The 25,003-nt window shown below is 71.2% G+C and carries 22 protein-coding genes and 1 tRNA gene; 9 read left to right on the top strand and 14 right to left on the bottom strand.

Annotation, left to right across the window (positions count from 1 at the left end; translation table 11 throughout):
• Positions 1 to 33 precede the first annotated feature (33 nt).
• The gene (locus ABNG04_RS05900; protein ID WP_371160900.1) at positions 34 to 1,509 is read right to left on the bottom strand and encodes a single-stranded DNA binding protein; all 1,476 of its coding nucleotides are present in this window, start codon (positions 1,507 to 1,509) and stop codon (positions 34 to 36) included.
• A gap of 246 nt (positions 1,510 to 1,755) precedes the next feature.
• Between ABNG04_RS05900 and ABNG04_RS05895 the strand changes: the two genes are divergently transcribed.
• Positions 1,756 to 1,828, top strand: a tRNA-Arg gene (locus ABNG04_RS05895).
• A 400-nt stretch (positions 1,829 to 2,228) separates the two neighbouring features.
• Here the strand turns inward: ABNG04_RS05895 and ABNG04_RS05890 are convergent.
• Entirely contained in the window at positions 2,229 to 4,064 is a 1,836-nt protein-coding gene (locus ABNG04_RS05890; RefSeq protein ID WP_371161929.1) for a cation:proton antiporter, read from the bottom strand.
• Between the two features lie 461 nt (positions 4,065 to 4,525).
• Here ABNG04_RS05890 and ABNG04_RS05885 point away from each other — a divergent pair, with 461 nt between their 5' ends.
• Positions 4,526 to 4,804 carry a hypothetical protein gene (locus tag ABNG04_RS05885; RefSeq protein WP_371160898.1) on the top strand — a complete coding sequence of 93 codons (279 nt, stop codon included), beginning with the start codon at positions 4,526 to 4,528 and terminating at the stop codon, positions 4,802 to 4,804.
• Between the two features lie 160 nt (positions 4,805 to 4,964).
• On the top strand, positions 4,965 to 5,603 hold the full coding sequence (locus tag ABNG04_RS05880; protein WP_371160897.1) for a hypothetical protein: 639 nt from the start codon (positions 4,965 to 4,967) through the stop codon (positions 5,601 to 5,603).
• Between the two features lie 41 nt (positions 5,604 to 5,644).
• Here ABNG04_RS05880 and azf read toward each other — a convergent pair whose 3' ends face one another.
• From azf to ABNG04_RS05860, 4 genes are all read right to left on the bottom strand, one after another.
• Complete coding sequence (gene azf / locus ABNG04_RS05875) at positions 5,645 to 6,553, bottom strand: NAD-dependent glucose-6-phosphate dehydrogenase Azf (RefSeq protein WP_371160895.1); 909 nt, start codon at positions 6,551 to 6,553, stop codon at positions 5,645 to 5,647.
• Positions 6,554 to 6,672: 119 nt separating this feature from the next.
• On the bottom strand, positions 6,673 to 7,023 hold the full coding sequence (locus tag ABNG04_RS05870) for a cell division protein SepF (protein WP_297884576.1): 351 nt from the start codon (positions 7,021 to 7,023) through the stop codon (positions 6,673 to 6,675).
• Positions 7,024 to 7,073: 50 nt separating this feature from the next.
• On the bottom strand, positions 7,074 to 9,845 hold the full coding sequence (mutS, locus tag ABNG04_RS05865) for a DNA mismatch repair protein MutS (RefSeq protein WP_371160892.1): 2,772 nt from the start codon (positions 9,843 to 9,845) through the stop codon (positions 7,074 to 7,076).
• Positions 9,846 to 9,929: 84 nt separating this feature from the next.
• Entirely contained in the window at positions 9,930 to 10,094 is a 165-nt protein-coding gene (locus tag ABNG04_RS05860) for a hypothetical protein (RefSeq protein ID WP_371160891.1), read from the bottom strand.
• An 8-nt stretch (positions 10,095 to 10,102) separates the two neighbouring features.
• Between ABNG04_RS05860 and ABNG04_RS05855 the strand changes: the two genes are divergently transcribed.
• On the top strand, positions 10,103 to 10,900 hold the full coding sequence (locus ABNG04_RS05855; protein ID WP_371160889.1) for a ZIP family metal transporter: 798 nt from the start codon (positions 10,103 to 10,105) through the stop codon (positions 10,898 to 10,900).
• Between the two features lie 19 nt (positions 10,901 to 10,919).
• Here the strand turns inward: ABNG04_RS05855 and thiD are convergent, their stop codons facing one another.
• From thiD to ABNG04_RS05825, 6 genes are all read right to left on the bottom strand, one after another.
• On the bottom strand, positions 10,920 to 11,765 hold the full coding sequence (gene thiD / locus ABNG04_RS05850) for a bifunctional hydroxymethylpyrimidine kinase/phosphomethylpyrimidine kinase (RefSeq protein ID WP_371160887.1): 846 nt from the start codon (positions 11,763 to 11,765) through the stop codon (positions 10,920 to 10,922).
• Between the two features lie 113 nt (positions 11,766 to 11,878).
• Positions 11,879 to 12,508, bottom strand: coding sequence for a DsbA family oxidoreductase (locus ABNG04_RS05845; RefSeq protein ID WP_371160885.1), 630 nt, complete (start codon positions 12,506 to 12,508; stop codon positions 11,879 to 11,881).
• A gap of 61 nt (positions 12,509 to 12,569) precedes the next feature.
• Complete coding sequence (locus ABNG04_RS05840) at positions 12,570 to 13,436, bottom strand: phosphatase PAP2 family protein (protein WP_371160883.1); 867 nt, start codon at positions 13,434 to 13,436, stop codon at positions 12,570 to 12,572.
• A complete protein-coding gene (locus ABNG04_RS05835) occupies positions 13,433 to 15,313 on the bottom strand; it encodes an ABC transporter substrate-binding protein (protein WP_371160882.1) in 1,881 nt (626 codons plus the stop codon). Before ABNG04_RS05835 ends, ABNG04_RS05840 begins: the two co-directional genes overlap by 4 nt.
• A 74-nt stretch (positions 15,314 to 15,387) precedes the next feature.
• The gene (locus ABNG04_RS05830; RefSeq protein WP_371160880.1) at positions 15,388 to 16,581 is read right to left on the bottom strand and encodes a hypothetical protein; all 1,194 of its coding nucleotides are present in this window, start codon (positions 16,579 to 16,581) and stop codon (positions 15,388 to 15,390) included.
• Between the two features lie 79 nt (positions 16,582 to 16,660).
• Positions 16,661 to 16,963, bottom strand: coding sequence for a DUF7091 family protein (locus tag ABNG04_RS05825; RefSeq protein WP_297887565.1), 303 nt, complete (start codon positions 16,961 to 16,963; stop codon positions 16,661 to 16,663).
• A 122-nt stretch (positions 16,964 to 17,085) separates the two neighbouring features.
• On the opposite strand from ABNG04_RS05825, the gene ABNG04_RS05820 reads away from it, so the two are divergent.
• Together ABNG04_RS05820 and ABNG04_RS05815 are read left to right on the top strand one after the other, a co-directional pair.
• Positions 17,086 to 17,517 (top strand): HIT family protein, encoded by a 432-nt coding sequence (locus tag ABNG04_RS05820; protein WP_371160878.1) that lies wholly within the window; start codon positions 17,086 to 17,088, stop codon positions 17,515 to 17,517.
• A 68-nt stretch (positions 17,518 to 17,585) separates the two neighbouring features.
• Positions 17,586 to 18,386 (top strand): P-loop NTPase family protein, encoded by an 801-nt coding sequence (locus ABNG04_RS05815; protein ID WP_371160876.1) that lies wholly within the window; start codon positions 17,586 to 17,588, stop codon positions 18,384 to 18,386.
• A gap of 27 nt (positions 18,387 to 18,413) precedes the next feature.
• On the opposite strand, the gene ABNG04_RS05810 is transcribed toward ABNG04_RS05815, so the two are convergent.
• Positions 18,414 to 18,935, bottom strand: a complete 522-nt coding sequence (locus tag ABNG04_RS05810; protein WP_371160874.1) for a DUF7858 family protein — start codon at positions 18,933 to 18,935, stop codon at positions 18,414 to 18,416.
• Positions 18,936 to 19,098: 163 nt separating this feature from the next.
• Here ABNG04_RS05810 and ABNG04_RS05805 point away from each other — a divergent pair, with 163 nt between their 5' ends.
• Entirely contained in the window at positions 19,099 to 20,085 is a 987-nt protein-coding gene (locus ABNG04_RS05805) for a transcription initiation factor IIB (protein WP_371160872.1), read from the top strand.
• A 307-nt stretch (positions 20,086 to 20,392) separates the two neighbouring features.
• On the opposite strand, the gene ABNG04_RS05800 is transcribed toward ABNG04_RS05805, so the two are convergent.
• On the bottom strand, positions 20,393 to 21,238 hold the full coding sequence (locus ABNG04_RS05800) for an HFX_2341 family transcriptional regulator domain-containing protein (RefSeq protein WP_371160870.1): 846 nt from the start codon (positions 21,236 to 21,238) through the stop codon (positions 20,393 to 20,395).
• A gap of 118 nt (positions 21,239 to 21,356) precedes the next feature.
• Here ABNG04_RS05800 and ABNG04_RS05795 point away from each other — a divergent pair, with 118 nt between their 5' ends.
• The gene (locus tag ABNG04_RS05795) at positions 21,357 to 23,012 is read left to right on the top strand and encodes a GTPBP1 family GTP-binding protein (RefSeq protein WP_371160868.1); all 1,656 of its coding nucleotides are present in this window, start codon (positions 21,357 to 21,359) and stop codon (positions 23,010 to 23,012) included.
• A gap of 191 nt (positions 23,013 to 23,203) precedes the next feature.
• Positions 23,204 to 24,850 carry an ABC transporter substrate-binding protein gene (locus ABNG04_RS05790; RefSeq protein ID WP_371160866.1) on the top strand — a complete coding sequence of 549 codons (1,647 nt, stop codon included), beginning with the start codon at positions 23,204 to 23,206 and terminating at the stop codon, positions 24,848 to 24,850.
• The last annotated feature ends 153 nt before the right edge of the window (positions 24,851 to 25,003 follow it).

The raw sequence follows: 25,003 nt of genomic DNA, 5'->3' as shown, positions 1-25,003 counted from the left end.
AAGCCTCGACCGCGGCAGAAAATCTCGACCGCGTCAGAAGACGTCGTCCGCGTCGATGGTTCCGTCGCGTTCCGGCCCGCGGACGGTGATCTCCTCGCCGAGCCGGAGGCTCGCGTCGGTGTCGACCGTCCTCGTCTGCTGTCCGTCGTCGAGGACGACCGGGTCCCCGGTCTGGACGACGGTTCCGGTGAACTCGACCGCGCCGCCCGACTGCTCCGCCGTCGCGGTCGCCGCGCCGCCGCTGCCGTCGTCGCCGCCCTCGCCGGCGACGGCCTCCGCGGCCGCCTTCTGTCCGTCCTCGGCGAACGCGCCGAGCCCGGTCTCGTCCGCGCCGCGGTCGGCGCCGTCGCCCCCGGTGCTCCCGGACCCGGACGCGCCGCCGACGCCGGCCGCCGCGTCGCTCCCCTCGTCGAGGACGGAGACGGTCGACCGCCAGTTCGCGGACGCCTCGAGGTCGTCCTGCCAGCCGTCCTGGATCTCGACGTCGGTGAAGACGACGCGGTCGGCCAGTTCGATCTCGCGGTCGGCCTTGTCCCCCCACAGCGCGACGCGGATCTCGCCGGTCTCGTCTTTGATCCGGACGTTGCGGACCTGCCCCTCGCTGCCGTCGTCCCGGTCGAACGTCCGTTTCGGGTCGGTCTCGATGACGCCGCCCCCGATGTCGACTGTCTGGTCGATCTCGAGGTCGGCGATGTCGGTCGTCTCCGGGACGTACTCGACGTCCTCGTCGACGCGCTCGACCGTGCCGCGGTCGCCGACGTGGAGCTCTAGGTCGCCGTCGCGCTCGCGGACGTAGCCGTCGCCGACCTCGACGACCTCGCCGGCCGCGAACTCCTCGGCGAGGTCGGCCTTCCCGTCCCACAGCGTGACGCGCACGCGCCCCGTCTCGTCGCCGAGCGTGAGGTTGGCGACGCGCCCCTCGCTGCCGTCGTCGCGGTCGAACGTCCGGATCGAGTCCGTGTCTAACACCTGCCCGACGAGGTCCACATCGGACGCGCCGAGCGCGAGGTCCTCGACGCGGTAGGTGTCGAGCACCTGGACGTCGACCTCGGCGTCCTCGTCCGGCTCGACCTTGTCCGCGCTCACTTCGAGGCCGCTGTACCCCTCTTTCGGGCGGCCCATAACTCGGAGGACCTGCCCGACTTCGAGCTCCTCCGCGGCCGCCGCGGCCATGTCGTCCCAGAGGGCGACCCGGACGGAGCCGGAGGCGTCGGCGACATCGACGTTACACACGCGGCCCTCCTCCGCGTCCTCGTCGTCGCGCTCGAAGGTCCGGACCTCGCCGATGGCAGTCACCTTGCCGAGGAACTTCACGTCGTTCATGCCCGGCTCGATGTCGGCGATGGTGTCGGCCTCCTCGTCGCGCAGCTCGTGCGCGATGAGCATCGCGGCGGTCTCCTCGTCCGCCAGCCCGCCCATCTGATCCACCTTGTCCTCGACGGCGGCCTCGAACTCCTCGAACTCGACGTCGGTGTCGAGGTCCTCGTACACCTCCTCTATGGCTCCCATGCGCGTACCTCCGTGGTCGGCGAGTTCGCGGATAAGCGTTGCCGTTGGTCGGGGTTCGCGCCGGATCCGTTCCGGTCGGCGCGGCGACCGGAACGGATCGCGGTCGCGGCTCGAAGACGTCTCATAGGCGTCCATCGGTCCCGTCGATACAAAAGGTGTTCATCCGACGCGGGAGGCATGCGGACCGCAGGCACGCGGCCGCCGGACCGTAACCGTCTTAAGTTCTACCGCGATACGTAAAGATGAGTCCTGGTAGGGTAGTGGACTATCCTCTTGGCTTGCGGAGCCAGGGACCGGAGTTCAAATCTCCGTCAGGACGTTTCTTTCAGCACAATACTGCGAGCGTAGCGAGCAGTACGTGCTGAAAGAAACTCCGCGGAGCTTTGAGCAGAAAAGACGCAGCGCCCGAGCGAAGCGAGGGCGACCGTCTTTTTGAGTTCAAATCTCCGTCAGGACGCTCACTTTGCGGCTGCCTCGCTTCGTTCGATAGCAGCTGCGTTCACGTCCTGACTTGCCCCCACGCTCGCTTCGTTCGTGGCTTCGCCGCTCACTGTCGAGGGCTCCCTTCGGTCGCCCTCGCACCGCTCGCGTGGGACTCCGTCAGGACATCTTCGGCCACACCAGAGGCGAGAGTAGCGAGCGTACGTCAGCCTCGGGAGGAGTGGCTTAGATCCCCTCAGCCGAGCGTAGCAGACGGGCCGACCGAGCCAAGTCACCAATCAATCGTGCGGGTGGAACCGCTCCATCGCCCGACGGACCCCGTCAGTGTTGCCGATGAACGTCACGTGGTCACCGATCTCGAGGACGCTGTCGGCCGACGGGACGCGGTTCTCGCCGTCGCGGCTGATCACGGCGACGAACGTCCCGTCCGGAATCCGGCTGTTGAGGTCGCGGATGCTCTTCCCCGCCAGCTCCCGAGAAGTCACCTCAACCTCCTGAACGTCGTGGCTGTCGCCGAGTTCGTTCATCCAGTGCGTGAGCGCGGGGCGCTCGATCTCGTCGTCGATGGCGGCCGCGGTCGCCGTCGTGGCGTCGATGCCGGTGACGCCGATACTGTCGAAGGCGTCGACGTTGTCCGGGTCGTTCACCCGCGAGTACACCGACTCGACGTCGAACTTGGTGATCGCGAGCTGGCACGCGAGGAGGTTGATATCGTCGTCGGCCGTCGTCGTGATGAACCGCTTCGCGTCATCGATGTCGACGGCGCGCAGCGTCTCCGTGTCGCTGCCGTCGCCCTCATAGACGGTGAACCCCTCCGCGCGCGCCCGCTCGGCGACGTCCGGGTCCGTCTCGACGACGACGACGTACTCGCCCCTGTTCTCCAGTCGCGTGGCGAGCGCCTGGCCGACCCGACCCCCGCCGATGATTATCGTGCGCATTGGTGACACTCCGAGGAACTCTCCGATCTGCCGCGCGAACCCCGCCTCGACGAGGACCGTCGCGAAGATGACCGCGAACACCGTGCCGACGAGCAGTTCGCCGGCGGCGACGCTGCCCGCGAGCTCCAGCTCGATGGCGAACAGCGTCGCCACGCTCGCCGGGATGATCCCCCGCGGGCCGACGCTCGCGATGAACAGCCGCTCCGGGCGGGTGAACCGCTCGACGCCGAGGGTCGCGAGGAGCGCGCCGAGCGGTCGCAGGACGAACATGATGACGAGCACGAGCGCGATCACGCCGACGCCGAGCCCGGCGATCGCCGCCACGTCGATCAGCGCGGCGAGCGAGATGAACACGAACGAGAGGACGATGAGCGTCGTGTTCTGGGCGAACCGCTCGATCTCCTCACGGTTGTCCAGATCGAGGTTCCCGAGGAGGATCCCGCTCGTCGCGGCCGCCGCGATACCGGCCTCCGCGGCGACGGCCTCTGCGGCGGCGAACGACCCGATCGCGGCCGCCAGCACGAGGAACTGCGACGCTTGGACGTCGCGCTCGGGGACGATGTCGCTGTCCAGCAGCAGGTAGATGATCGCCGTCGCGAGCAGCCCCGCGGCGACCCCGACGCCGAACCGCTGGAGGAACGAGAGCACGGTCGCGGGGACGCCGAGGTCGTCGAGCAGCAGCGTCTCGAAGATGACGACCGCGACGATCGCGGCCGTCACGTCGTTGACGATCCCCTCAGTCTCCAGCGCGGTGGCGACGTGGTCCCGCACCCGGACCACGTTGAGGATCGGCGTGATGACGGTCGGGCCCGTCGCCACGAGCAGCGCGCCGACGAGCAGCGCGATCTCCCACTCACCGCCGGTGAAGACGCGGACCGCCGCCGCCGTGCCGACGAACATCACGACCGCGCTGACGGTCACCAGCCGGAGCGAGACCGTCGACGCGCGGCGGATCCGGTCGAACCGGAGCGCGAACGCCCCCTCGAAGACGATGATCGCGACGCTGAGGCCGACGATGATCTCCAGTCCCTCGCCGAACGTCTCCAGCGTGACGAGTCCCAAGACTTCGGGCCCCAACACGACCCCGATCGCGAGGTAGAAGATGACGCTCGGCACGCGCAGCCGGTGAGCGAGGAGCTGGACCGCGAGTCCCGAGACGAGGATGACGGCGATCACCGGGAGTAGGCTACCTGACACGTCTACCAGAGATACGACCCCCGATGTCCTTAGTGTACTGGTGGATGCGCCGATACCGCCGGCTGCCGGGACGGCGAGCCCACGCCATTGGTTCGCACACTCAGGAAACTATTAACTTAGTTCCGTCACTGGATGAATGTACGTCCGGTCGGTCCCCACCGCCGGGTCGAATCCATGACCGTCCGCAACCCCATTCCGACGTTCGCCCCCCGCTGGAGCGCCCGGAAACGGGGCCGCGGGCCGGTCACCGCTCTCCTCGGTGCCGTCGCCGCGTGACCCCGGCGCGGAGACGGCCCGCTCGCGGCAGACGCGAGTGATAGTCTCCAACGGACCGCTCTTGACACCAGTTCGCCGTCTCCCGACCGCGCGGTGCGGTCGGCGGCGGCCGAGTCGACGCCGACCGCGAGGCGCACGCCTCGCACCACCACTCAAATCCGACGATGACAGCAGACCGATCCCCCTCCAGACGCACCGACCATCCCGACCCGTGCGCGGGTCCGCACCCGTCCGACCCCCTCCCGTCGCCCGGCGCGGCAATCGCCTTCGCGGCGTTGCCGGTGGCGACGGTCGCGGTCATATCGTTCCCGGTCGCGGCCGCGGTCGCGCTGGCGGCCCTCGCCGGCGCGGTCGTCGGCGCGGCGCTCCACCGCCGGTATCCGACCGCGGTCGGTCGGACGCTCCGGCTGCCGGACGGCGACGCGAGCGTCCGAGAGACCTGATCGAACCGCTGACGTTCGAACTCTCCACCACTCCGCTGACGCCCGAACCCTCCACCGCTCTCTGCCGCGCGGGCCCTCCGCCACTCCGCTGACGCCCGAACCCTCCGCCGCACCGTCGCGGAACTCGACATTTATTGCTCGCCGCCACCGACCGCGACGCGTGAGCGACCGCGACACCGCCGCCAGCGTCGAGCGCGTCGTCGCTGGTGCCGCGCTGTTCAACGAGCGACATCTCGTCGCGGCGCGGAGCGTCTGGGAAGCGACGCCGACGGCATCGAGCGAGGCTCGTGAGGAGGACGCCGATCGACTGTTCCGGGGACTGGCCGCGACCGCGACAGCGACGCAACGCGCGGTCGACGGCGACGGTCAGGAGGCCTCCGATCGCGCGGAGGACGCCGCCGCGGCGCTGGCAGCCGTGACCGACCCGCAGGGGGTCGCGGTGGCGCCCGTCAGAGAGTGGGCGGAGCGCCTCGCCGTGGCACCCGAAGCGGCGGAGTCGGCGACGCCGCCGCGGGTTCGCGTCGATGACGAGGCGCCGACGTTCGGCGATCTGTCTCTCGGCGCGGCCGACCTCGCGGCCCCGGCGCTCGCGGCGGCAGGCGAGCCGGGCGACGAGACGACGCTCGCGACCGCGGCCGAGTTCGCGTCTGCGGCGCGCGGGACGGGCCGGACCGAGTTCGCCGAACTGCTGTTCGCGTACCTGCGGACGCCGGACGCGCGACCGCAGGTGGCCGCGCGGCTGGGCGATCACGTCGAGCGCGAGGAACGGAAGCGGCGAGACGTCGACGGACTGTTCTAGCGGCGCCGGTCCGGAGGCGAGCGTCGGTCGCGCCGCGGCGCTCAGGTGTCGTCGCCCGGCGCGTCCGGATCCGCCGGGAAGTTCGGTTCGGCGGGCGGCGCGTCGCCGGCGCGGTCGGCGTCGAACCCGTCCGCCGCGTAGCGACCCCCGTTCGTCTCGGTGTCGCGGTCCGGCTTCGGCTCGCCCTCGAAGGTGTAATTGGCGGAGTTGTCGGCTGGGTCGTAGCCGAGCGCCTCGCAGGCGCGCTCGATCGAGTAGTACCGTCGGTCGTTGTTCGAGATGCCGTAGACGACTTCGTAGCCGTACGTCGCCCGGAGGCAGCGGTCGAACAGGTGCGCGCAGTCGCGGTGTGAGAGCCACATCGCCTGTCCGCGCTCGTACTCGCGGGGCGGGTGGTCCTTGGTGAGGTTCCCAATGCGGACGCAGACGACGCTCATCCCGAACTCGTCGTGATAGAAGCGTCCGAGCGACTCGCCCGCCGCCTTCGAGACGCCGTAGAGGTTGCCGGGACGGGGGAGTTCGCTCCCGTCGAGCCGGTACTCGTCCTCGGGCCGGTAGAGGTCGGGGGTGCGCTCGTCGGTCTCGTAGCCGCCGACGGCGTGGTTCGAGGAGGCGAACGCGAACTTCTCGACGCCGGCGTCGGCGGCGGCGCGCATCACGACCTGCGTCCCGTCGATGTTGTTCCGGAGGACCGAGTCCCACGGGGCCGTCTTCCGGGGGTCGCCGGCGAGGTGGATCACCGCGCCGACGTCGGCGACCGCCTCGCGGACGGCGCGCTCGTCGGTGATGTCGGCGACGTACCGGTCGGCGTCGGTGACCCCGTTCGGCACCTTCGCGGCCGGGAGGGGCTCGCGGTCGAGGAGCCGCCAGTCGTAGTCGTCGCCGATACCGCGGAGGATGGCCTGTCCCACCCGTCCGCCGGCGCCCGTTAGGAGGACCGGCTCGTCCATTCGACTCTACGTGGGCGGGAGAACGGCATATATGACACGGTTCGGCCGGTACGCCCGAATGCCGGCCGCGAGGCCGGTGTCACGAGGGGAAACGGGGGCGAGACGTCTGGAGAGAAGGCCTACAGCTTCTGCCGCGAGACCTTGACGCCGGTCGGAGTGACGATGATCTGGTCGTCGCCCTTCTGGACGATGTCGCCGTCGACCTCCTCGACGACCTGTCGGAGCTCGTCGTAGACGTGTTCTATCGTCCGGTCCGACGTGGAGTGGCGGGTGATGTCGGCGACGACGAAGTCGCCGTCGTACACCGCGTCTTTGATCGGAATGACGTCGCTCTGGTCGGCGATCTCGGCGAAGTGTACCTGCGTGCCGGTCTCCGCGTGCGCGTCAGCGAAGTCGTCCGTGTCGAGCTCGACGTAGTCGTCGACGGAGCGGCTCCCACCCCCGCCGAGGATCTTGCTCATGATGCCCATACACACCACACGACGAGGTCAGACATTAGTTCTTACGTCAGACGCACCGCTCAGTCGAGCCGATCCTGCCACTCCTGGACCCGCGAGAGCAGCTCCACCGGGGGCGTCTCCGCGACGTCGACGTCGCTCAGTTCCTCGATCACGGCGCGGGTCTCCGCGTCGAGCCGCGCCGCCGCGGCGTCGGACTCAGCCGCCGGGGTTGGCGACTCAGGCCCGGTCGCGCTGGGCGATTCCGACCCGGTCGCGGCGGTCCCGTTCCGAGAGGCCGAGTCCTCTTCCCGATCGGAGTTGGACGCGCCGTCCCCGGCGAACGACCCGGAGGAGAGGTCGAACACGACCTGTTGCGTGCCGTCGCCGTCGCCGGAACGCTCGCCGTCGCCGTTCTCGCCCCCTCGCGACCCGCCGCGCGCCTCGATCGCCTTCTCCTCGCGGAGCCGGTCGAGGACCTCGTCCGCGCGGGAGACGACGGGGTCGGGGACGCCCGCGAGGTCGGCGACGTGGACCCCGTACGAGCGGTTCGTCGGGCCGTCGCAGACGGTGCGGAGGAACGTCACCTCGCCGTCGCGCTCGTCGACGGCGACGTGGACGTTCTCGACGCGCGGGAGGTGGTCCGCGAGCGTCGTCAGCTCGTGGTAGTGAGTAGCGAAGAGCGTCCGCGCGCGGACCTCGTTGTGGAGGTACTCGGTCGCGGCCCACGCGATGGAGATACCGTCGTAGGTGGCGGTGCCGCGGCCGACCTCGTCTAAGATGACGAGCGAGTCCACGGTCGCCGAGTGGAGGATGTTCGACAGCTCCTGCATCTCCACCATGAACGTCGACCGGCCCTGGGCCAGCTCGTCGAGGGCGCCGACGCGCGTGTAGATGCCGTCGACGAGCCCAACCTCGGCGGCGCGCGCGGGGACGAACGAGCCCGCCTGCGCGAGCAGCTGGATCAGCGCGGCCTGCCGCATGTACGTCGACTTGCCGCTCATGTTCGGGCCGGTGACGATGAGGAAGCCGCGGTCGGCGTCGAGCCGCAGGTCGTTCGGGACGAAGTCGGTCGTCCCCTCGACGACGGGGTGGCGGCCGGCCTCAACGTCGAGCCGACGCTCGTCCGTCAGCGCCGGGCGCGTCCAGTCGCGCCGCGCGGCGTGGGTCGCGAGCGAGGCGAGCGCGTCGAGCTCGGCGACCGCCCGCCCGGCGTCCTGAAGCAGTTCGGCGCGCTCGGCGACGCGCTCGCGGAGCTCCTCGAACAGCTCGTACTCCAGCTCGCCGCGGGCCTCCTCCAAGCGGAGGACCGCCCGCTCCTTCTCGGCGAGCTCGTCGGTGACGAACCGCTTCGAGTTCTTCAGAGTCTTGATCTCGCGGTAGTGCTCCGGGACCTGGTCGGCGACCGACTTCCCGACCTGGATGTAGTAGCCGTCCGTCTTGTTGCGGTCGACGGTGACGTGGCTGAGCCCGTGCTTGCGCTTCTCGCGCTCCGCGAGGCCGTCGAGCCACGAGTTCACTTCCTCATGGCGCTCGATCAGGTCGTCGAGCTCGTCGTCGTAGCCGCGCTTCAGGAGGCCGCCGCCCGTCTTCGCCTTCGGGGGGTCCTCGGCGAGGGCGTCGGCGAGTTCCGCGCGGAGGGCGGCCGCCGCGTCGCGGTCGACCCGACCGAGCACGGCGGTCGCGGGCGAGTCAGCGAGGGGGGTGTCGTCGACGGCGTCCGCGAGGGCCGGCAGCAGCGCGAGCGTGTCGCGGATCGAGAGCAGTTCCCGGGCGCCCGCGCTCCCGCTCGTCGTGCGCGCCGCGAGGCGTTCGAGGTCGTAGGCGTCGCCGAGGACGTCGCGGAGCCGGTCGCGGGCGAGCGCCGCCGATGCCAGCGCCTCGACCGCGTCGAGCCGATGTTCGAGCGTCTCGCGGTCGCGTCGCGGCCGGGTGAGCCACTCGCGGAGCAGTCGCCCGCCGGCGGCCGTGACGGTGTGGTCCACCGTGTCGAACAGCGAGCCGTCCGCGTCGCCCCGCATCGTTTCCGTAATCTCGAGGTTGCGCTGCGTGGTCGCGTCGACGTCGACGCGGTCGGCCGCGCCGTACGCCGTCAGGCGGGTCATCGAGGCGAGCACGCCCGCCCCCGTCTCCTCGACGTACGAGAGGACCGCGCCCGCGGCGCGGACGGCGAGCGTCGAGTCGAGCCCGACGCTGTCGGTCGTCTCGCGGCCGAACTGCTCGCGCACCGCGTGTCTCGCGCGCCCGGCCGCGAACGCCTCCGCGTCGAAGGCGGTGACGCGCCCCGAGAGGTCCTCGCGGACCGCGCCGAGGAGGCCGTCGTCGTTGCGGACCCGTGGACCGGGCAGCACCTCGGCCGGGTCGAACCGGTAGAGCTCGGCGCGCAGGTCACCTCCGTCGTCGACCGTCGTGGCGAGGAACCGCCCCGTCGTCACGTCGGCGAACGCGAGTCCGTAGGGGCCGTCCCCGGAGTCCGTCCCGTCCTCCCGCACGACCGCGGCGAGGTAGCGCGCGTCGTCGTCGCTCGTCTCGAGGACGGTGCCCGGCGTGACGACGCGGACGATCTCGCGGGCGTGGTCGCCGCCCTCGGTCTCGTATTGGTCGGCGACCGCGACCCGATAGCCGCGCTCGACCAAGGCGTTCACGTACGGCGTCAGCTCCGAGAGGGGAACGCCCGCCATCGGGTACGACGAGCCGTGGGAGGACTTCTGCGAGATCGACAGGTCGAGCTCGTCGGCGACCAGCTCGGCGTCGTCCGCGAAGAACTCGTAGAAGTCGCCGCACTGCATCGCGAGGACGTCAGCGTCCGTCTCCGCCTTGAGATCGAGGAACTCCCCGACGATCCCCGTTGCCATATGTCCGTACTCCCGCCGTGCGCGGCTAAAACCCTGCGGGTGTCAGCGCGCTCGGACCGGCCAGGTCCACAGAAGAGAAGATCGTCACCCGAGCCGGTTCCGCTTCGTCGACGCCCGGTGGACGAGCCCGGCCGCGCCGAACGCGAACACGGAGAGCGCCGCGTACGCGTATCCGGAGGGGGCGGTGAGCGCCGTTCTCAACTGGTGGACCCGCCCGCCGGAGTTATCAGTCGAATCGACGTACGACAATCCGATAGATGGTCGCCCTCGACGCTTACGCGTTCGTCTTCGTGGCCGGCCTGATCACGGCGCTGGCGACCGGAATCGGCGCGCTGCCGTTCTTCTTCTTCGATTCGATCAGCGACCGCGGCAACGTAGCGCTGTGGGGCTTCGCCTCGGGGATCATGCTGTCGGCGTCGCTGTTCGGCCTCGTCCAGGAGGGGCTCGCGGAGGGTACGCCGAGGGAGATCGCCGTCGGGATGCTCGCGGGCGTCGTCCTCGTCGTCGTCGCGCACGAGGTCCTGACCGACGCCGAGATCGACCCGCGGGAGTACGAGGAGGCGGACTTCAAGAAGCTGATCTTGATCCTCGGCGTGCTGACGGTCCACAGCTTCCCCGAGGGGATCGCGGTCGGCGTCTCCTTCGCCGACCTCGGGCTGGCGGGGGGCACCGCGCTGTTCGGCTTCACCGTCCCGCTCCTGGCCGTGTTCATGACCGTCGCCATCTCGATCCACAACGTCCCCGAGGGGACGGCGATCTCGATCCCGCTGCGGGCGATGGGCGTCTCGAAGTGGAAGATGGTGTGGTGGTCGGTGTTCTCCAGCCTCCCGCAGCCGATCGGGGCCCTGATCGCGTTCGCGTTCGTGCGGTACGCCCGCGAGGTCCTCCCGTACGGCTTCGGCTTCGCGGCGGGCGCGATGATCTACCTCGTCCTCTCGGAGTTCATCCCCGAGGCGCTCGAGACGGGCGCCGGCCTCCCGCATGGCGGCAAGCGGGTCCTCGCCGGCGGCGTGGCGCTCGGCGTCGCGCTGATGATCCCGCTCGCGTACCTGTGAGATCCGGCGGCGCGGGCCGTCACTCCCCGCCGAACGCCGTGGGGTTGACCGCGCCGGGCCCCTCGCCCACGTCGTAGCCGCGCCGGACCGCCTCGGTCATCTCCTCGACCGCGCCGGCGACCGCGTCGCGGAGCGGCTCCCCGCGGGCCAACCGCGCCGCGATCGCGCTCGACAGCGCGCAGCCGGAGCCGTGCGTCGCGTCGGTGTCGATCCGCGGCGTCTCGAAGCGGTCGACGGTCGGGTCCGTCTGGTCACCGTCCGAGTCACCGGCGCGGACGAGGGTGTCGACGACGCTCCCGTCACCTGGCTCGCCGTTGAGGTGGCCGCCCTTCACCAGCGCCGCGTCCGCGCCGAGCGCGACGATCTCGCGGCCCGCCCGCTCGGCGTCGACCGGGGTCTCGACCGGCTCGTCCGTCAGCACCGCGGCCTCGTCGGCGTTCGGCGTGACGAGCGTCGCGGCCGCGATCAGTTCCTCGTAGGCGTCCTCGGCGGCGGGCGAGAGCAGTCGGTCGCCGGTCGCCGCGACCATCACGGGGTCGACGACGAGCGGGGCGTCCGCCTCCGCTGCCAGTTCCGTCACGCGCTCGACGATCTTGGCGGTCGCCAGCATCCCCGTCTTGACCGCTGCGACGTCGAAGTCGTCGGCGACCGCCGCGTACTGGCTCCCGACGTGGTCGGCAGGGAGAGGGTTGACGTCCGCGACGCCGCGGGTGTTCTGGGCGGTCGTCGCCGTCACGACCGCGGTGCCGAAGACGCCGTGCGCGGTCATCGCGGTCAGGTCAGCTTGGATCCCCGCCCCGCCGCCGCTGTCGCTGCCGGCGATCGTCAGCGCGACCGGCGGGTCGACCGGGTCGTACTCTGTCATACCGCGTGGTACTACCTAGTGATATTAATTAGTAGTGTTCTCCCTACTCGGTCGGGATCCCGGTACCCTCGGAGGGCAAATGGTCGGTGCCTCGCCGCGGATGGCGAACCGACTCAGGTCCCCTCGACGAGCCGTTCGAGATGCTCGGGCGGGACGGCGCCGCGCGCCGCGTACCCGTCGTAGGCGAACGTCGGCACGCCGGTTATCCCCTCCCGCTGCGCCTCCGTGAACCGCTCCCTGACCGTCTCCCGTAGTGTCTCGTCGTCGAGCGCCGACCGGACCTCGTCGGCCTCGGCGCCCGCGTCGGCGGCGAGCTCGGCCAGCAGGTCGGCGTCGCCGATGTCCTCGCCGTCCTCCCAGAGCGCGGCGAAGACCGCCTCGTCGAAGGCGAGCCACGTCTCGTAGTCGTGGTGTTCGCGGAGGTAGTACGAGACGATCTGGGCGGGCAGCGAGTCGACGTCCGCGGCGATGTCGAGGTCCATCTCCACGCCGTAGTCGTCGGCGAGCCGGCGGACGTTCTGTTTCGCCTGCTCGAAGTACTCGTCGTCTTTCCCGTCGTCGACGGAGTGATCGATCGTCCCGTCCGGGCGCCGCTTCTGGCTCCGCAGGTCGAACGGGTGCCAGTCGATCGCGAGCTCCTCGTCGCGGCTCGCCTGATACTGTGAGAGTGACTCTCGGCCCAGGTAACAGAAGGGGCAGACGTAGTCCGAGTACACCGTGATGGTCTGGCGGTCGGCGCTCATACGTCCGCGTAGCGCCCGGCGATACAAAACGGTGTTTTCAGCGGCGGTCGAGGAGCGTCGCTCAGTCGCCCGCGTTCGGCTCCGACGGCGGCGGCTCGTCGCCCGGGTCCTCGTGCGAGACCCCGGGGTCGCTCCGCGGGTCCACGGTCCGGTACGCGAGGGCGACGGAGCCGAACGCGAGCGCGAACCCGGCGACGACGTCGGTGAGCCAGTGGATGCCGAGGTACATCGTCGCGACGACGACCGACAGCGAGAGCCACACCGCGACCGGCGTCCACCGGGGGTACTCGTCGCGGGTCAGCACGGCGAACGTCCCGACGGTGACCGCGAGCGAGGTGTGGAGCGAGGGGAAGACGTTCGTGTTCACGTTCACCTCGCTCGCGAGTAACGTCACGTTGGGATGATTGGTGAACAGCAGCGGCGTCACCATGTCGGGCATCACGTTCCGGGGGCCGTGGGCGAACACCGCCGTGTACAGCGCGAGCCCGATCCCGTAGTTGAGCGCGTACGCGACGAGGACGCGCCTGAGCGTCGTTGTCCGGGGGAGCGCGAGGTACACGACCACGGGGAACGCGAGGAGGAACGCGTAGCCGTACACGTACACCCACGAGAAGTACGCGGTCAGCGCGGGCGTCGCGAACGTCGCCTGGATCCAGGCGACGAACCCGCCCTCCAGCGTGTAGATGAGCGCGGTCGCCTGGAGCCCAAACAGCTCCGAGACCACCTGTAACGAACCGCGGCCGACGGCGCTGACGAGCAGCACCGCACAGAGCACCGCGACGGCGCGACGGGCGTCCCAGATCCGCTCGCGCACCCCGCCCCACGCCTCGCGGAGCCGCGCAGGGCCGATCACCGCGACGCTCGCGACCGCCAGCAGCGCCCCCACCCGCGCGAGCACCGCGGTGAGGACGGACAGCAACGGCGTCATCGTCCCCGCGAGAGCAGGCGTCCCTCGTCGTCGAAGCGGTACCCGACGTCGCGCAGCGCCGCCCGGGCGGCCGCGACGTCCAGCGACCCGTCGTCGTCGAAGAACGGGTGGATCGGGTCGCGCCCGTCGGTCCACGCGACCGACTCCGGGACCGCGGTCGGCGACGCCGCGAGCGGCGAGGTCGCCGCCTGCGCGTAGCCGTCGAAGGCGTCGTCAACGATCGCGGCTTTGTCGATCAGCCGCGCGATCACCGCCCGGAACCGGGGGTTCGACAGCGGGCTCTGCCGCACGTTGTAGCCGACGTGGTAGAACGCCGCCGACCGGCCGCTCACGAGCCGGGCGTCAGTAGAGCGGCCGATTCGCGGGACGGACTCGGGCCCGAGGTTTGAGACGGTCGCGTCCGCGAGCCCCTCGGCGACCGCCTCCACGGCCGGGATGTCCGACGGTAGCACCTCGATGCGGAGTCGATCGAACGCTGGCTTCCCGTGGTATCGGGGCGGGATCCCCACTCGTGGGTCGGTGGAGTCGTCGGTCGCATCCGGGTCCTCGGGCGCCGGCCGGACGAGGAAATGGTCGGGATTGCGCTCGAAGGTAACCGACTCCCCCGCGGTCGCCTCCACGAAGCGGAGCGGACCGCTCCCGACGGGGTCGGGGTTGTTCGAGACGATCGCCTCCGTCGTCTCGAAGTCGAATTCGAAGCCGGCGATCGTCGCCGCGCGGGCCCGCTCCGCCCAGACGTGTTCCGGGAGGATCGGCACCCGGAGCGCCCTGGCGGCGACCGTCTCGTTCACCTCGGGCACGGTGAGCCGGACCGTCGCGTCGTCGCGGACGCGCGCGCCATCAACGAGGGAACTGCGGCCCCGGAATCGCGGGGTCGGCACCGGGGTCTCAACGTTTCCGAGCGAGGTGTCGCGGAGGAACTCGTAGGTAAACGCGACGTCGCTCGCCGTCACGGGCTCGCCGTCGTGCCACCAGGCGTCCCGGAGCGTGACCTCGAGCGTGGTGTCGTCGACCTGCTCCCAGCCGGCCGCCAGCCAGGGGAAGACCGCGTCGCCGTCGGCGCGGGCGAGCGAGTCGTACAGCAGTCCGGTGAACGTCCCGTACTTCCGGTACTCGGCGGCGATCGGGTTCCAGTTCTCCGTGATCCGGTCGTCAGTGGTCACGAGCCGGAGGGCGTCGCCGGCCGCCTCGTCAGTGACCGTCTCGTTGCCGCCCGTCGACGTATTCGTCGCAGAGCCGTCGTCTCCCGAGCCGTCGACGGCGACGGGGTCGAGTTCGAGGAGGCCGGTGACGGAGAGCGGCTGTCGGTCTTCCGTCCAGCCGTCGAACCGGTTCTCCTGGACGGCGGTGAGCGCGTCGGGGAACGCGATCACCGAGAACGGCTGGAGTTCGCACACCGTCTCCTGGAGGGCGGCGACGGCGTCGTTGCGGTCGCGGCCGTCGGTCCGGCGCTGCCGTTCGAGCAGGTCGTCGACGGCCATCTCCGTGAGGCCGAAGGGGTTCTGCCACCCGGACTCCGCGACGAATCGCGAGTGCGTCAGCCCGTACAGCGCGTCGGGGTCGAACGGCTCCGTCTCGACGAACTGCCCGACGTAGAGGTCGAAGTTCTGGTTGATGAGCACCTTCCGCCAGAGGTCGGTCTGCCCGACCGTGTTGAGCCGGACGTCGATGCCGACCGCGGTGAGGTGCTCCTCGAGCTGCCTGGCGATCCGGATCCCGTTGGGGTCGGCGTCCGCCGGCGTGGCGTTGATCTCGAGGGTCAGCTGCTCTGGTGGGTCCCGACCGGCGATGTTCTCCGTGCGACCGAGACAGCCGGCGCTGGCGGCCGCGAGGCCGAGACCCGCGAGCGCCGCTCGTCGACTGATCGGTCGCGTCATTCGTCTTCCCCTGTTTTCCGTCACTCGGTATATCTCTTCTGTGCCATCGTCGCGCCGAGCGGCCGGGAGCCGCCTCAGACGACGTTCGCCAGCGGGAGCGCCAACCCGACGGCCCACGCCGCAAGGCCGACGGCGGTGACCGGCCGGTCCGTGACCGCGCGCCCGATAGCGACGACGCCGAGCGCGGCGAGGAGCGCCGCCCGGTGGAGGATGAGGTCGGGCGGGACGGCCACCCCGAGCGCGGCGAAATCGGCGAGGAATCCGGCGCCGAGCCCGACGACGACGGCGACCGCCGCGGCCGCCGGGTCCGCCCGCGGCGCGCGCCAGACGACCAGCGCGGGGAGGCCGGCCGCGAGGACGAGGTACAGCGGGCTCGCGATCGCCTTCGGCGACAGCCCCGGCAGCGCCGCCTCCAGCGTCACGCCGGCGACGCGGACGCCGAGGAGGACGGCGCCGAGCGCGACCCCCAGCGTCGCGGCCGCGGCGTGTCGGCTCGCGTCGGTCCGGAGCCGCCGGGCGAGGTCGAGGGCCGCCTCGCGGGTGCGCCGGCCGAGCAGCGTCCCGGCGAGCGCCGCGGCCGCCGCCAGCTCGATCACGGAGAGCCAGCCGTCGCTGCGGCCGCCGTCAATGCCGCGGTACTCGCGTCGCACCTCCGTCGCGCGGTCCGACTCGGTGAACTCGTCCTCCAGCCGCGTCGCGGGCGCGTCGATGTCGGGGACGGTGTGGCGGAGCCGGAACCAGTCGTAGTACTCCTCGTGGGCCTGTATCGCGGTGTATTCGCCGTCGGGGGCCTCGTACGCGCGGAGGTGGTCGCGGACGCCGAGGTACCGGCCGTCGTGGAGCTCGAACGTCTCGTCGAGCCACCGGCCCCCGGTCGGGCCCTCGACGTACGAGTAGCGGAGCGAGCTGTGCGCGTCCCGCCAGTCGCGGGCGACGAACTCGCGGACCTGGTCGCCGTCGTCGACCGTCGCCGCCGCCTCGTCGGGGGGCGTCCCCTCCCAGTCGCCGGCCGTGTCGCCCTCGATGGCGGCCCGCGTCGCGTTCGCGTCGGCGTGGACCACGAGGTTGATCGCCAGCGTCCGCCCCTCGACGCTCCGGCTCCGGCTCGTGTGCGGCCAGAGCCGGTAGTCGCTGTTGACCGCGATCAGGCTGTCGCCCGCGACGTTGCCGGCCGCGGGCTCCGCGGCCGGTCCGGCGAAGACCCCGGAGAGCGCGAGCCCGGCGACGACGACGGCGAGGAGCGCGGCGACGGCCGCCGTCCGGTTCATGCGCCGCACCTGTGGCTCGGGAAACAAACGTGTTCGGGAGAGATCGCCGCCCGACCGCGATCGCGGGTCGCCGCGACGCTCACCACGTCTCGACGACGCCGTCGCGGACGTCCTCGGCACACCCCTCGCAGTCGGGGTGGCCGGACGCGAAACAGGCAGGCCGCCCCTCGTCGTCGACCGGCACGGTCCGGCGCTCCGCGTGGCGGCGGCAGACGATGCGCGCCGCGCCGGACTCGTCGGTTGGGAGGTCGAACCGCGCCGCGGCCGCCGCGTCGCCCTCGGGGTCGTCGCGCCCCTCGGCGTAGGCGCGCCTGGCCTCCTCGAACTGTTTGCCCGCCTTGCGGAGCTGTTGGCGGATCACGCGTTCGAGCCGGTCGTCCATACGGGCAGTTTCGGCGCGGCGAATATAGGTCCGTTGGCGGCGCGGGACGCCGCCGCGACGACGCGACCGAGGGACCGCCGCCCCGGGAAAGCTTGATGAGACGGCCGAGCGATCGCCCGAGTATGTCCGACGACTGCGTCTTCTGTTCGATCGTCGCCGGCGACATCCCGGCGCGCACCGTCTACGAGACCGATTCCGTGCTGGCGTTTCTGGACGCGAACCCCCTCGCCCGCGGGCACACCGTCGTGATTCCGAAGCCGCACGCGCAACACGTCGGCGACCTCGACGCCGACCTCGCGGGCGACCTGTTCGGCGCGGTCGCGTCGCTCACGCCGCAGATCGAGGCCGCCGTCGACGCCGACGGGGCCAACGTCGGCGTCAACGACGGCGAGGCGGCGGGCCAGGAGATCCCGCACGTCCACGTTCACGTCGTCCCGCGGTTCGAGGGCGACGGGGGCGCGCCGATCCACGCGGTGGCGGGCGAGCGGCCGGTCTTCTCCGAGGACGAGCTCGACATCGTCGCCGACGAGGTCGGGTCGGCGATAGACGGGTAGCGCGGTCGGCCGCCGCGCGGTCGCCCGGTTTCGCGATTTTTAAGAACGGCCTCCGGCGAGGCCGGGACATGCAGGCGACGACGCTCGCGCTGGTCGGGGCGACCGGCGGCGCGGGGACGACGCGGACCGCCGTCGAGCTGGCGGCGATGGGCGCGCGCGACGGCGACGACGTGGCGGTCGTCGACGCCGCGTTCACGACGCAGGGGCTCTCCGAGTACGTGACCGGACGCATCGACCCCGATCTCACCGCGCTGCTCACCGACGATCCGGACGCCGAGCTGTCGGCGGCGGCGTACCCGGTCGTCGGGGGCGGCGGGGACGGCGGCCGAGCGGCAAACGACGAGGACGACGCGCCGGACCTCCCCGGCCGGGTCGACGCGGTGCCGGCGCGAGCGCCGTTCGAGCGCGTCGCCCGGGCGAAGACGGCGGAGGCGGCCCGGAAGCTGGAGCGCCGGATCGACGAGGCGGCGACGACGTACGACGCGGTGGTCGTCGACGCCGCGCCGGTCGGGTCGAACGAGGCGGTCGCGGCCGCGACGACCGCCGACCGCGCGGTCGCGGTCAGGCCGGCGACGGTCCACGGGCGCGACGCGGCCCAGCGGCTCCGCGGGCGGATCGCCGACGTCGGCGGGAGTCTCGACGCGACGCTCGCGGTCGAGCGGCCGGGAAGCGATGACGACGACGGCGAGGAGGGCGACGGCGTCGTCCGCGTGCCGGCGACCGACACCGAGGTGGCGGCCGCGCCGACCGTGGCTGTGGGAGATGACGCGTACACGCGGGCGGTCGCGACCGCGTATGAGGCGGCGTTCGACGCGACGCTCGACGTGGAGTTTCCGGAACCGGGGCTCGTCGAGCGGTTCGCGCCCTGAAGCGGAGCGGAAGGAAGCGAAGGGCGCTCAGCGGAGGCCGTCGGTGGAGCCGAGCGCGTCGCCGAGGGGGTCGTCGGCGCCGAGGCCGTCGCCCAGCGGCGCGGAGCCGGCGACCTGCGCGTCGACCGCCTCCGCCACGGGCCCGACCGGGTCGTGGGTCTCGACGTACGTCGCCAGCGCGAAGTCCGCCTCGTCGCCGCCGGTGAGCGTGACCGCCTCGCTGCGGGCGGTCCGGCCGGCGAGCCAATCGCGGACGACGTCGCGGGCGGTGGGCGAGAGCGGACAGACGCCGGCGACGCCGCACCGGTGGAGCGTCTTCGCGGCCGTCATCGGGGAGACGCCGGCCTCGCTCGCCGCGTCGCCGACGCTCCGTCCGGCGGTGTAAGCGTCGACGAGCGTGGCGGTGGCTTCGGGCGTACACGGGAGCGACTCGGCGTGGTCCGACAGGCGGTCGACGAGCGGCGTCTCCGTGTCGTCGGCGAGGGCGACACCGCGGTCGCGCTGGTGGGCGGTCACCTCGACCCCCGCCGCGATCTCCGACAGCGTCATGCGAATCGCTGTCTCGCACTGCACGTTAAAACCACCGTACTGCGTCGCGATCGGTCCCTCGATCACCGACCGATTATCGGTCGGTTCGACCGCGGCGATCCGGCCGATCGACCGCCGATTCGCCCGGGTTTAAGTAAGGGATCGGGCCGGAGTTCGACGTGTGATGAGTGACGCACGCTCGACCCGCGTTCGTTCGCCCCGGACCGAAACCGACGACGCCGCGACGACCGATCGCCCCGCGGCCGCCGACGAAGGCCGGGCGAGCGAGACGGCCGCGACGACCGAGGAGACCGGCGACCGCGAGACGTGCCCGGAGTGCGGCGGTCGCACGCGCGTCGACGGCGCGGAGCGCGTCTGCGCCGACTGCGGGCTGGTCGTCGAGGCCGACCGGATCGACCACGGCCCCGAGTGGCGCTCGTTCGACGACGACGACGCGGACCCGAAGCGGACCGGCGCGCCGCTGACGCGGTCGCGCCACGACCGCGGCCTCTCGACGGAGATCGGCCGGTCGACGAAGGTGAAGGGCCGCAAGCGCCGCCGGCTCGCGCGGATGCGGACCCAGCACAACCGTGCGCAGATCTCGACGAAGCGCGACCGCAACAAGGTGTACGCGTACACCGAGATCCGGCGGCTCACAGGGGTCTTGGAGCTCCCCGACAGCGTCCGCGACGCCGCCTGCGCGCTGTTCGATTCCGCGCAGGAGGAGAGCCTGCTCCGCGGGCGCTCGCTGGAGGGGTTCGCGGCCGCCTGCGTCTACGTCGCCTGCCGCACCGCCGACGTGGCGCGCACGGTCGGCGAGGTGTGCGCCGAGGCGAAGGCGACCGAGGACGAGCACCAGGCCGCCTTCGACGCGATGAACCGCGAGCTCGGCCTCCCCATCGCGCCGAGCGGTCCCGCGGAGTACCTCCCGCGGTTCGCCAGCGACCTCGGCTGCGATACCGCCGTCGAGCGCCGGGCCGGCGAGCTGGCCGAACGCGCCGTCGAGGAGGGGATCGCCAACGGCCGCAACCCGGTCGGGGTCGCGGCCGCCTGCCTCTACACCGCGGCCCGCGAGCTCGACGCGGAGTGTACCCAACGAGAGGCCGCGGACGTGGCCGGCGTGACGCCGGTGACTGTCCGGCGGACGTACGTCGACCTGACGGCGGAGTAAGTCGAAAGGGCACCGACGGGGCTCCGTCGGCCGTGACGGGCCACCGGACGGCCGCGGCGGCGTCAGCGGGGGCCGGTCGCCACGGGAGGGAGCGGTGGCGGCCGGCGGCTGATAGCGGACAGGCGGCGTGGAGGGCAGGGAGGGCACCCCGGCCGCCCGGCGGGCGTCACGCATTCGGATCGAAGGCCGGAGGGCAATTCTACGTTAGCCGTCGATAGTACGGACAAACCGTACAATGCGGGCGGATCGGACGCATCGGGTCGCGCGTGCCGACCGGTCACCGCTCGGGGGCGGATACAGGGTCCCGCTACCCGTCGACCTTGTGCTCGAACGCGAAGAAGACGCGGCGGCCGGTCTCGGTGAGCCGCACGGTGTCGGAACGCCCGACGTCCTCCAGTTCGACGTACCCCCGCTCGCGCAGCGGCGAGAGCACGTGCGTCTCCAGGGCTCGGTACTTCGCGGTCCGGCTCTCGCCGGCCTCGCGAAGGAACGTGAGGCCGCGCTCGCGCGCCCACTCGATGAGGTTCCACTTGTCCGTGGTCCGGTTCTCGTCGGCGCGGTCGAGGAGCCGGCCGAGGACGGCGACCTGGTCGGTCGTCGGCGCGTCCATCGGGTAGATGGGGAGGTCGACGGTGCGCTCGACGCCCTCGGTGAGCGGCTCGCTGCGGCGGTCGTGGCGGTGGCGCTCGGGCTCGACGCTGTAGGGGCGCGCGCCAACGATCATACAGGCCAACGCGACGCCGACCGCGGCGATCCGCGGCCCGGTCGAGACGTTGCCGAAGAGCCGGTCACCGTCCGCCGCGGCGGCGCGGTGGCGGGCGGCGACCGTCGTCGTCACGCCAAGCACGTCGTACACGTCCGCGTGCGCGACCGGGATCGGCCGGACCTCCGCGAACTCGGCGACCGTCGTCCACGCGTCCCGCTGGTAGTCGGTGAGCCCGTCGGGATCGATGCGGGTGTCTGTCGGGTCGGCGGCGGCGGCCGCGTCGAAGTCCACGTCGCCGCGGGCCCCGTCGCGGTCGGGGGCGTCGACGAGGAGGTAGGCGACGTCGGTACCGTGGCGGCGGAGGGGTTCGACGATCCGGTCGCGCTCGTAGCCGAGCGGGACCACGTGGACGCGGCGTTCGGCGACGCTGGGGACCGAGGTGTCCATACCGCCGTTCCTCGCGGCGGTCTGTTAAATAGTCCGCCGGAGCGCTCGGTACCGATCACGTGCCGTGAGGCCACGTACCACGAAAACCGTTAAGCCCGGCTGTCGCTTACGTTCGCCTATGAGCGCTGACCGGTCCGCCCTCAGGCGGGCCATCGAGCGCGGCGAGCGGGACGGCGGCGCGATCGAGTTCAAGGAGCGGCTGACGCGCGAGGTCCACCTCGCCGACGGGCGCATGGAGTCGCTCGTGGCCCAGCTCCGCCACCGCGTCCTCTCCGGCGACGGCGAGGCCACCTACGTCCTCGGCGTGACCGACGACGGGGGACTGGCGGGCGTCTCCCCCGACGCCTTCTCCGAGACGATGGACGTACTCTCGCTTTTGGCCGACGAGGCCGACGCCCACATCGCCGACGTGGAGACGTGGAGCGCCGGCTCCGGCGGCGACGGCGACGAGGCGGGGCTCGTGGGGCTCGCCACGCTCCGCGACGGCGGCGTGTTCGAGGCCGACGAGGACCACCTCGTGGTCGGCACGGCGGGCCACGTCGACCACGGCAAGTCGACGCTCGTCGGGACGCTCGTCACGGGGCGCGCCGACGACGGTCAGGGCGGCACGCGCGGCTTCCTCGACGTCCAGCCCCACGAGGTCGAGCGCGGCCTCTCGGCCGACCTCTCGTACGCGGTGTACGGCTTCGCCGACGGCGCGGACGAGCCGGTGAGGATGGACAACCCGCACCGCAAGTCCGACCGCGCGGGGGTCGTCGAGGCCGCCGACCGGCTCGTCTCCTTCGTCGACACCGTCGGCCACGAGCCGTGGCTGCGGACGACGATCCGCGGGATCGTCGGTCAAAAGCTGGACTACGGGCTCCTCGTCGTCGCCGCCGACGACGGCCCGACGAAGACCACCCGCGAGCACCTCGGCATCCTCCTCGCGACCGAACTCCCGACGATCGTCGCGGTCACGAAGGCGGACGCCGTGAGCGACGACCGGCTCGCCGCGGTCGAGCGAGAGGTCGAGTCGATGCTTCGAGACGCCGGCCAGACCCCGCTGTTGGTCGACCGGCACGGCGTCGATACAGCGGTCGCGGAGGTCGGCGACGGCGTCGTCCCCCTGCTCCGGACCAGCGCGGTGACGAAGGACGGAATCGAGACGCTCGACCGCTTGTTCGAGCGCCTCCCGAAGCGCGCGACGCCCGACCGCGAGGCGTTCCGGATGTACGTCGACCGCAGCTACAAGGTGACCGGCGTGGGCGCGGTCGCGTCCGGCACGGTGAACTCGGGAACCGTCGAGACGGGCGACGAGCTCCTGCTCGGGCCCATGCCCGACGGCTCGTTCCGCGAGGTGGAGGTGCGGTCGATCGAGATGCACTACCACCGGGTCGATAAGGCGACCGCCGGGCGGATCGTCGGCATCGCGCTGAAGGGCGTCGACGAGGCGGAGATCGAACGCGGAATGGCGCTGGTGCCGAGAGACAGCGAGCCCCGGCCGGTCCGGGAGTTCGAAGCCGAGGTGATGGTGCTCAACCACCCGACCCGGATCCAGGAGGGGTACGAGCCGGTGGTCCACTTGGAGACGCTCTCCGAGGCGGCCGCGTTCTTCCCGGACGAGGGGCGGCTGCTCCCGGGCGACACGGGGAACGCGCGCGTCCGGTTCAAGTTCCGGCCGTACCTGATCGAGTCGGGACAGCGGTTCGTCTTCCGGGAGGGGTCGAGCAAGGGCGTCGGGACGGTGACGGACATCGGGGGGACGGACGGCGGGCCGTCGGCCGCCGACCGCTGATCCGGAGGTTCGACCGTCGCCGAACGCTGATCCGAGTTTCGACCGACATCTACCGACAGATTCCGTTGTTTTCGCTGATCCGAGCGGTGAGCGTGCGAATTTGTCTCGACAAAAGGACAACCGGCCGAACAGAGTGACCGTACGAACACGCCGACCCCAAGCCTTATTAGATGAAAACAAGAGTTGCCTGTATGCGACGAGAAAGCACACAGCGCGTTTCGCGACGAAAAGTCCTCGCCGGCACCGCGGCCGGCACCTCGCTCTTCCTCGCCGGGTGTTCCGGCGGCGGAGACGGGTCCGACGGCGGCGACGGGAGCGACGGCGGCGACGGGAGCGACGGCGGCGACGGGAGCGACCTGCCGAACCAGGAGCTGTTCTTCGCGCAGGTGAAGGGCCCGCTCGACATGGACCCCATCATCATCAACGACGTCCCGTCCGCGCAGATCGCGGGCCGGATCTTCGACGGGATCTACGAGTACGACGAGGGCGTCGGACTCGTGCCGGGGGTCGCCTCCGACATGCCGACGGTCGAGCGCGAGGGGACCCGGTTCATCGTGCCGGTCCGCGACGACGCCATGTTCCAGAACGGCGACCCGGTGACGGCGGAGGACGTGATGCACACGGTCCTCGCGCCCGCCGAGGAGGAGACGGAGAACGCCTCCGAGGTCAACATGGTCGACACGGCGGAAGTGATCGACGAGACGACCGTCCAGTTCGACCTGGCGTACCCCTACGGGGCGTTCGAGACCGCACTGGTCCGGAGCGTCGTCAACAAGGAGGTCCGGACGAGCGACCGCGAGGCGTACAACACCGACCCGGTCGGCTCGGGGCCGTTCCAACTCGCCGAGTGGGAGCCCGAGAGCTCCGCCACACTCGAGCGCTGGGACGACTACTGGGGCGACTCGGACGGGCTGCCGAACCTCGCGACCGTCGAGTTTGACCCGATCGAAGAGCAGACCACGCGGGTGACGGAGCTCGAGACGGGCAACGTCGACATCATCGAGACGATCCCGCCGCAGCTGTACGAGACGGTCCGGAACAATGAGAACGCCACGATCAGCGAGACGCCCGGCATCGGCTACTACTACCTCGCGTTCAACTGCGGCGAGGGGCCGACGTCCGACCCGCTCGTTCGCGAGGCGGTCGACTACTGCGTCTCGATGGACCAGGCGGTCTCGAACTTCGTCGAGCCGGCCGGCGTGCGACAGGTGAGTCCGTACCCGCGGACGATGGCCGAGGAGTGGGAGTTCCCGCTCGACGAGTGGGGCGACATCTCCCACGATCAGGACCTCGAGCAGGCGCAGGCGCTGTTCGAGGAGGCCGGCGTGGACATGGACTACAACTGGCGCATCATCGTCCCGCCGGACGACAAGCGCGAACAGATCGGCATCTCGATCGGCGACGGGCTCCAGAACGCCGGGTTCAACAACGTTCAGGTCCAGCGGCTGGACTGGGGCACGTTCCTCGACGCGTACATCACCGGCGACTCTGAGCAGTACAACATGTACACGCTCGGTTGGTCCGGCTCGCCCGACCCGGACGCGTTCGCGTACCAGCTGCTGAGCCAGGAAGTTGAGGGGACGACCAACGGGACGTTCCACGGGTACGACGAGGCCTCGGAGATGCTGACTCAGGCCCGCGAGAGCGCCGACTACGAGGAGCGGCGCCAGCTCTACATCGACGCGACGACGGAGCTGCTCGAGGAGCGCGTCCACCTCCCGGCGTACAACCTCAAGAACTCCTACGGCATCCACAACAGCGTGTCGGACTTCAGCTCCCACGCCATCTCCAGCGAGATCCAGCTCTTCACGGGGCACAACAACGTCGCGGTCGAGTAACGGTTCGGTCAGGTAGCGGTCCGGTCGAGCGGTGGTTCGGTCCCGAACCGCCTCGTCCGCACCAATTCGAAACCGGAACGCGGTGAGTCTGCCTCCGGTTCGAACGCTTCGAGGAACAGCGGCGCAGCGAAAGCGGCAAAAATCGGGCAGACT

It is taken from the genome of Halorubrum miltondacostae, assembly GCF_041379815.1.
Taxonomy (GTDB): domain Archaea; phylum Halobacteriota; class Halobacteria; order Halobacteriales; family Haloferacaceae; genus Halorubrum; species Halorubrum miltondacostae.
Note: the sequence above shows the minus strand (reverse complement) of the source record. Positions and strands in the feature narration are given on the sequence as shown.

What these genes read in the sequence shown, in the direction of transcription:
- ABNG04_RS05810 (WP_371160874.1), bottom strand. Translation starts at nt 18,935, where the DNA reads ATGACGCTGTCGGAGATCGCGGCGGGGGTCGAGGTGACCGCCCACCAG.
- ABNG04_RS05835 (WP_371160882.1), bottom strand. Translation starts at nt 15,313, where the DNA reads ATGACGCGACCGATCAGTCGACGAGCGGCGCTCGCGGGTCTCGGCCTC.
- ABNG04_RS05855 (WP_371160889.1), top strand. Translation starts at nt 10,103, where the DNA reads ATGGTCGCCCTCGACGCTTACGCGTTCGTCTTCGTGGCCGGCCTGATC.
- ABNG04_RS05800 (WP_371160870.1), bottom strand. Translation starts at nt 21,238, where the DNA reads ATGGACACCTCGGTCCCCAGCGTCGCCGAACGCCGCGTCCACGTGGTC.
- ABNG04_RS05900 (WP_371160900.1), bottom strand. Translation starts at nt 1,509, where the DNA reads ATGGGAGCCATAGAGGAGGTGTACGAGGACCTCGACACCGACGTCGAG.
- ABNG04_RS05820 (WP_371160878.1), top strand. Translation starts at nt 17,086, where the DNA reads ATGTCCGACGACTGCGTCTTCTGTTCGATCGTCGCCGGCGACATCCCG.
- ABNG04_RS05840 (WP_371160883.1), bottom strand. Translation starts at nt 13,436, where the DNA reads ATGACGCCGTTGCTGTCCGTCCTCACCGCGGTGCTCGCGCGGGTGGGG.
- ABNG04_RS05815 (WP_371160876.1), top strand. Translation starts at nt 17,586, where the DNA reads ATGCAGGCGACGACGCTCGCGCTGGTCGGGGCGACCGGCGGCGCGGGG.
- ABNG04_RS05795 (WP_371160868.1), top strand. Translation starts at nt 21,357, where the DNA reads ATGAGCGCTGACCGGTCCGCCCTCAGGCGGGCCATCGAGCGCGGCGAG.
- ABNG04_RS05825 (WP_297887565.1), bottom strand. Translation starts at nt 16,963, where the DNA reads ATGGACGACCGGCTCGAACGCGTGATCCGCCAACAGCTCCGCAAGGCG.
- ABNG04_RS05870 (WP_297884576.1), bottom strand. Translation starts at nt 7,023, where the DNA reads ATGGGCATCATGAGCAAGATCCTCGGCGGGGGTGGGAGCCGCTCCGTC.
- thiD (WP_371160887.1), bottom strand. Translation starts at nt 11,765, where the DNA reads ATGACAGAGTACGACCCGGTCGACCCGCCGGTCGCGCTGACGATCGCC.
- ABNG04_RS05885 (WP_371160898.1), top strand. Translation starts at nt 4,526, where the DNA reads ATGACAGCAGACCGATCCCCCTCCAGACGCACCGACCATCCCGACCCG.
- azf (WP_371160895.1), bottom strand. Translation starts at nt 6,553, where the DNA reads ATGGACGAGCCGGTCCTCCTAACGGGCGCCGGCGGACGGGTGGGACAG.
- mutS (WP_371160892.1), bottom strand. Translation starts at nt 9,845, where the DNA reads ATGGCAACGGGGATCGTCGGGGAGTTCCTCGATCTCAAGGCGGAGACG.
- ABNG04_RS05845 (WP_371160885.1), bottom strand. Translation starts at nt 12,508, where the DNA reads ATGAGCGCCGACCGCCAGACCATCACGGTGTACTCGGACTACGTCTGC.
- ABNG04_RS05790 (WP_371160866.1), top strand. Translation starts at nt 23,204, where the DNA reads ATGCGACGAGAAAGCACACAGCGCGTTTCGCGACGAAAAGTCCTCGCC.
- ABNG04_RS05805 (WP_371160872.1), top strand. Translation starts at nt 19,099, where the DNA reads ATGAGTGACGCACGCTCGACCCGCGTTCGTTCGCCCCGGACCGAAACC.
- ABNG04_RS05830 (WP_371160880.1), bottom strand. Translation starts at nt 16,581, where the DNA reads ATGAACCGGACGGCGGCCGTCGCCGCGCTCCTCGCCGTCGTCGTCGCC.